General features: G+C 29.7%; 4 protein-coding genes. 2 read left to right on the top strand and 2 right to left on the bottom strand.

Annotation, left to right across the window (positions count from 1 at the left end; all coding sequences use genetic code 11):
- Positions 1 to 205: 205 nt before the first annotated feature.
- Positions 206 to 1,663: a glutamate--tRNA ligase gene (gltX, locus tag I6U48_RS09595; protein ID WP_218320193.1), complete on the bottom strand. Its 1,458-nt coding sequence runs from the start codon at positions 1,661 to 1,663 to the stop codon at positions 206 to 208.
- Between the two features lie 472 nt (positions 1,664 to 2,135).
- Here gltX and I6U48_RS09590 point away from each other — a divergent pair, with 472 nt between their 5' ends.
- Positions 2,136 to 4,136, top strand: coding sequence for a methyl-accepting chemotaxis protein (locus I6U48_RS09590; protein WP_218320192.1), 2,001 nt, complete (start codon positions 2,136 to 2,138; stop codon positions 4,134 to 4,136).
- A 254-nt stretch (positions 4,137 to 4,390) separates the two neighbouring features.
- A complete protein-coding gene (locus I6U48_RS09585) occupies positions 4,391 to 5,539 on the top strand; it encodes a 4Fe-4S binding protein (RefSeq protein ID WP_218320191.1) in 1,149 nt (382 codons plus the stop codon).
- A gap of 70 nt (positions 5,540 to 5,609) precedes the next feature.
- Here the strand turns inward: I6U48_RS09585 and I6U48_RS09580 are convergent, their stop codons facing one another.
- The gene (locus I6U48_RS09580; RefSeq protein WP_218320190.1) at positions 5,610 to 5,858 is read right to left on the bottom strand and encodes a CPF_0552 family protein; all 249 of its coding nucleotides are present in this window, start codon (positions 5,856 to 5,858) and stop codon (positions 5,610 to 5,612) included.
- Positions 5,859 to 6,000: the final 142 nt, after the last annotated feature.

Here is a 6,000-nt window from a genome sequence, read left to right as displayed (position 1 = left end):
CAGACGCTATACTTTCTCCTTATCTAGTTATTCCCCAAAAAATAAAAATTACTATGGAAAAGAATTCCCATAGTAATTTCCAAATAAATTTAAACTTGTCTATTCTATTTTACACAAACCTATGCACGTTCTCTTGTAAGTTGAGTTTTGAATGTTAGTATAGTAAAAAAGGATGTCTAGTGAATAACTAGACATCCTATAGTTTTTAATTTAATGCACTTTTTAGTTTTTCTATGCCTATTTGAACTCTTCTAAGAGTTTCTTCTTTTCCAAGAATTTCACCTATTTCATATGCTCCACCTGGAGAAGATTGTTTGCCAGATACAGCAGTTCTTACAGGCCATAGAACTATTCCATTCTTAACACTTAATTCTTGAACTAAATCCATACAAGCTTTTTCGATATTTTGAAAATTCCAATCAGTAATAGCTTCAAATTTAGGTGCTATCTTTTCAAGGCTGTTTAAAGAGTTTTCATAGGTAGTCTTCATTTTCTTATGCAAATACAAATCTGCTGAGTAATCAGGTAACTCTTCAAAGAAATCTATTACAGAAGGTATGTCACTGAATATTTCAGTTCTTGTATGCATTAATTCACTTATTTTCATAAAATCTAAGTCTTTGATTATTACTTGTTTGTAATATGGAAGAGCTAATTCGTTAAACTCATCTAAAGATAGTTTCTTAACGTATTCACTATTCATCCATCTTAACTTTACATCATCAAAAATAGCAGGTGATTTATTTATAGTTTTGTAATTAAATACTTCTATTAACTCTTCTAATGAAAATATCTCCTTATCAGAACCAGGATTCCAACCACATAATGCTATAAAATTAAGAACAGCATCCTTTAAATATCCTTTTGCAATTAGGTCTTCAAACGAAGCATCGCCGTTTCTTTTACTCAATTTGTGTTGAGCATCTTTCATTATTGGAGGACAATGAACATATGTAGGTACGTCCCAACCAAAAGCTTCATATAATCTGTTATACTTTGGAGATGAAGACAAATATTCACTACCACGTACAACATGAGTTATGCCCATTAAATGGTCATCTACAACATTAGCAAAATTATATGTAGGAAATCCATCTGATTTTATTAAAATCATATCATCAAGTTCAGAGTTATCAACTGATATAGATCCATATATTTCATCATCAAAAGTTGTCGTACCAGTTTCGGGATTATTTTGTCTTATAACGTATGGAATACCTGAGGCTAAATTTTCTTCAATCGCTTCCTTAGAAAGATGAAGACAATGTTTATCATATTTTGGAGTCTTCTTCTGTGCTTCAGATTCTGTTCTTAAAGCATCAATTCTTTCCTTAGTGCAGAAACAATAATAAGCTTCTCCTTTTTCTACTAAACTTTTAGCATATTCCAAATATATACTTGTTCTTTCACTTTGAACATATGGACCAACAGAGCCGCCAATATCAGGACCTTCATCGTGTTTTAATCCAGTAGCTTTTAATGTATTATAAATAATATCTAGGGCGCCTTCAACAAATCTCTCTTGATCAGTATCCTCTATTCTTAATATGAAGTCTCCACCTTCATGTTTAGCTATTAAATAAGCATATAGCGCTGTTCTCAAGTTTCCAACATGCATATATCCAGTTGGACTTGGTGCAAATCTTGTTCTAATTTTTGCCATTCTTTTCACTCCTATTATTTAAAATAAAAACCTCTCATCCTATAGATGAAAGGCACAATATCAATAATTATCCTTACTAAATAATATAATAATGAACATTTTTTGTCAAGTTGAATTTTAGGTGCTGAAAGTTCTATATGCATTAGCATGCAGTTAAGAGTAATATTATTAATACCATTATGAAGATAGTTTATTAAATGTATCTTATACACATCTATAGTTTTCATAAAAAATATAAGAATTTTAAAATGAAATGCAAATATCTTATTTGAATACTTTAAAAGTTTGTTGAAATTTAGTATAATTTTTGTACAAGCACAATTATTTCTATTCTACAATAATTAGTAAAACTTTTACTAGTTAAAATATATTTAGATTTATTATGTTGTTTGAATTATATCAGAAATTATATTGCATAAAACAAAAAAGTCAGTTTATTTTAACAGGTTGAAATAGTGAGGGGAGATATTTCATGAAGATAAAGAGTAAATTTATAATGATTATTACCAGTTTTTCAATTATACCTCTAATCATAGCTGGAATTTTGATATTTTTCATAAATAGTAGAATAAGTACAGATATTGCCAAGAATAATCTTACCAATCAGGAAAGATCCGTAAAAACATCATTAGAGAACTTAGAGGCCATAATGGAGAAAATAGGAAATGAAATGTCTTATTCTAAAAACATTATAGATTACTTGTCTGAAACAAGTCTTGGTAAAAAAGATTCTGTATTAGAAGATGAGATTATTAATGAATTTAAAAGATATCAAATTCATTATGAATTTTACGAAGATATAATACTAATTGATAAAAATGGAATGGGAATACTTGATGCAGTAGGTGGAGCTTCAGGAAAAGATTTAAGCAAAACAGATTACTTTATGGAAGTTAAAAAGCAAAAGAGAATTTATATTTCGCCTGCAGGTAAAAGCGATATAACTAAAAAACCAGTCTTCGCCATATCTGAACCGGTTTTGGATAAAAATGGTGAATTGTTAGGCGTAATAGTGCAAACAATAAATTTAAAGTTATTATCTAAAAAATATATTATTAATAATAAGGTTGGTGAAACAGGATATATATACATACTTCAAAGTGATGGTACAACCATAGCACATCCTAATGAAAGTGAAATACTTAATAAAACTATATTAAATAATGATTTTGGTAAAAAAATAGTTTCAACTAAAAAAGGAATAATGGAATATAATTATGGTGGAATAGAAAAGTTGTCTGCCTATGATTATAATGAAAATTTAGGGTGGATTTTTGTAGCTACAGTGCCGATGAGTGAAATTACGAAAGCTAATGTAACAATAATAAAAGTAATATTATTTATAACAATTTTATGTGTTGTTTTATCAGCAATTATGGCAATATTTATAGGAAAAAGTATGTCTCAACCGATAGAAAAAGTTTCAAAATCTATGGATGAAATAGCACAAGGAGATTTTACTATAAGATTAAATATTAAAGGCGAAGATGAAATAGGAAACATGTCAAATAAGTTAAATACAACTTTAAACAGTGTAAGTGACTCTTTGAGAGTTGTTAAAAATGCATCTTTACAGCTTGGAGAATCGGCTTCAGTTCTTTCAAATACATCAGTTGGAATGGTATCAGCCGCCAATGAAGTTTCATATTCTATCCAGGAAATATCAAAGGGAGCTACATCACAAGCAGAAGAATTGTCAGATGTTCTAGGATTATTAACAAACTTAGTTCGAGAGATTGATATGGTAGAGCAGAAACTTTCAGAAGTAAACAATAATACAAAGAGTGCAGAAAATAAGGCAGTAGAGGGGGAAGATAAGATTTATGAATTAATACACATAATTGTGAAAATAAAACAATCTTATGATATAGTAATTCAAAAGGTCAATGGATTATCGTCTACTGTTTTTGAAATAGGAAAGATAACAGATGCAATAAGTAATATTGCAGAACAAACGAACTTATTAGCTCTAAATGCTTCTATTGAAGCGGCAAGAGCTGGAGAACATGGAAAAGGATTTACTGTAGTTGCAGAAGAAGTTAGAAAACTTGCGGAGGAATCAAATATTTCATCAAAGCAAATAATAGGTTTAGTAAAGTCAATAACCAGTGAAACAAATGAGGTTATGGAAAATTCTAATAAGGTAGGCAAACTATTAGAAGAACAGGCAGTAACTGCAAATGACACTATAATATCCTTTGAAGACATTATATCATCAGTAAAGAGTGTTCCTAAATTTATAGATGAAACAGAAGATACTTTAGGTAATGCAGTTAAAGACAATAAGATAGTATTGGAAAAAATTCAAAAGATATCAGCAGTTGCACAAGATATTTCTGCAACCTCCCAAGAAATATCTGCTTCATCAGAAGAGCTTTTAGCTTCCTCGGAAGAAGTTTCTCATATGGCAAGTAATGTAGATAAGGATTCTTCAAAACTAAGAACAAAAATAGATTTATTTAAAATTAAATAGTGCTAATAGGAGATCATCAAAATTTGCTTAAAATAATATTTGATGATCTTTTCTGTTTTTGTTTACAGTTTACATATATAACATTAATCAGGAATATAATAGTTACTGTATGATCTTTTTTATTACTTTTATTTACTAAGCAGGAAAATAAATAAGAATGTAGAAATTATATATTATAGAATATTAAAATAGAAATTAAAAAATTTGATTTTTATTTTGCAGATTTTGACTATAAAATTTTAGGGGTGAATTATATGGCAGATTTAAGTGTAAATCTTCGTGGTATTAAATTAAAGAACCCAATTATGCCAGCTTCTGGACCACTAGTTAGAAATGCTGAGCGTATGATGGAATGTGTAAGACAAGGAGTAGGAGCATTAGTAACAAAAACCATATCTGAAACACTTGGGCTAGCACATAAGCCTTTTTTACAAGAAACTAAAGGTGGCGCTTTTTTAAATAGTGAGCTATGGTCTGAGATTCCTATTGATAAATGGATAGGAGAAGAATATGAAAAATGCAGAACTTTAGGAGTACCTTTTATTATAAGTTTAGGTTATACAGAAAAAGAAATAGAAAAATTAGCACCATTAGTTGCTCCATATGCTGATATAATCGAATTATCCATGCACTATATGGAGAGAGATATAGAACCTGTGATAAAGGCATTAAAGTCAGTAACAAAATTTGATAAACCTGTTTATATAAAAATAAACCCAGGCATGACTAAAATAGGATGGTATGTAAAAAGATTAGTTGAAGAAGGTGCCAGTGGATTTGTAGCAGTAAATTCATTTGGGCCGTGTTTGCATATTGATGTTGAAACAGGTTTGCCTTACTTAGGAAATGAACTTGGCTATGGATGGCTTTCAGGAAAGCCATTAAATCCTATAGCGCTAAGATATGTTTATACTATAGCAAACTCTGTTAAAGTACCAGTAATTGGAGTAGGAGGAATCTCAACAGGAGAAGATGTAATTGCTATGATAATGGCAGGCGCATCAGCAGTTCAAATTGGTACGGCAGCTATATTAGAAGGACCAGGAGCATATGCTAGAATATTAAAAGAAGTAGATGAGTGGCTTGATAGTCATAATTATAAGAGCTTAGATGAAATAAGAGGGTTAACTGCACAAAAAATGAAAGAAAGAAATGCTAATAAGAGTTCAGATGAAATGAGAGGATTAACTGCACAAAAAATAGAAGAAAGAAATATCAATGAAGGAGCTATTATATTCGAAGTAAATAAGGAAAAATGTACATCTTGTGGCAAATGTGTCAAGAGTTGTCCTTATGATGCAATAACCATGAAGGATAAGGCTTTTATTGATAAAAACAAATGCTATGTATGTGGTTTGTGTTCTACAATATGTAATGAATCGGCTATAAATAATGTAAAATAATATAAAGTTAGAGCTAAAAAGTTTACTTATCCGCTAAGATAAGTAAACTTTTTAGGTTAGAGATGAGAATCTATAAAGACATATGTTTTACAGTTACACCTTCTACATTGAGAAGTTCTTTTTCTAGATCTTTAACTTCGTCAGATGCTGAATTAATATGTAAGAGTATTATTCCACGCTCTGAGCAAGAATCTGATGAGGTTTCATGAAGTCCAATTCTTGTTTTAATTATGCAGCCATGCTTTGTTAATACTGTTTGAACTTGAGGTGCATGAGCACTTCTTGGATCAATAGTTAGAGCCATAATTGTTGTTTCCATAATTAATCTCTCCTCTGATAAGTTTATTTTTTAAAGAACAAATTTCATAACTTATGGATAAAACAAGTTAAGGAAAAAATTACGAAATTTGTCTCTAAATTTATTATAACCTTATAAATGAAAATGACTATACTTTTATATA

Source organism: Clostridium thailandense, assembly GCF_019207025.1.
GTDB lineage: Bacteria > Bacillota > Clostridia > Clostridiales > Clostridiaceae > Clostridium_AM > Clostridium_AM thailandense.
Note: the sequence above shows the minus strand (reverse complement) of the source record. Positions and strands in the feature narration are given on the sequence as shown.

Excerpts from the sequence above, each read along its gene's own strand:
- I6U48_RS09590 (WP_218320192.1), top strand. The coding sequence starts at position 2,136 with ATGAAGATAAAGAGTAAATTTATAATGATTATTACCAGTTTTTCAATT.
- I6U48_RS09585 (WP_218320191.1), top strand. The coding sequence starts at position 4,391 with ATGGCAGATTTAAGTGTAAATCTTCGTGGTATTAAATTAAAGAACCCA.
- gltX (WP_218320193.1), bottom strand. The coding sequence starts at position 1,663 with ATGGCAAAAATTAGAACAAGATTTGCACCAAGTCCAACTGGATATATG.
- I6U48_RS09580 (WP_218320190.1), bottom strand. The coding sequence starts at position 5,858 with ATGGAAACAACAATTATGGCTCTAACTATTGATCCAAGAAGTGCTCAT.